This is a genomic window from Pseudomonas sp. SIMBA_067 (genome assembly GCF_046534675.1).
GTDB lineage: Bacteria > Pseudomonadota > Gammaproteobacteria > Pseudomonadales > Pseudomonadaceae > Aquipseudomonas > Aquipseudomonas putida.
Map to the genome: position 1 here is coordinate 1 of NZ_JAWRYH010000327.1, position 278 is coordinate 278.

The following is a 278-nucleotide window of genomic DNA, read 5'->3' on the forward strand; positions in this document are numbered from 1 at the left end:
GCTGCGGTGTTTGTGCCCTACTTCAAACGCTCAAAACGGGTAAAAACGACCTTTATCGCGCCATAACGCTGTGAGTTATGTCAGGAATTTAATTCTGAGTGCGGTCTGCCGCTCAGCGGATGGCGCAGGTGTTGAGATACGCCGCGCTATCAATGATAATAAGCCGCTTTCTGGCTCCCAGGCGAAAAAATGACCGATTATCTGCTTCTCTTTGTTGGCACCGTGCTGGTGAATAACTTCGTATTAGTGAAGTTTCTCGGCCTGTGTCCTTTTATGGG

2 protein-coding genes are annotated in these 278 nt (G+C 48.9%); both read left to right on the plus strand.

Annotation, left to right across the window (positions count from 1 at the left end; all coding sequences use genetic code 11):
* A partial coding sequence (locus SB765_RS29310) for a DUF2569 family protein (protein ID WP_410932447.1) occupies positions 1 to 66 on the plus strand: 66 nt, incomplete at its 5' end.
* A gap of 123 nt (positions 67 to 189) precedes the next feature.
* On the plus strand, positions 190 to 278 hold an 89-nt coding region (locus tag SB765_RS29315), incomplete at its 3' end, for an Rnf-Nqr domain containing protein (protein ID WP_319949971.1).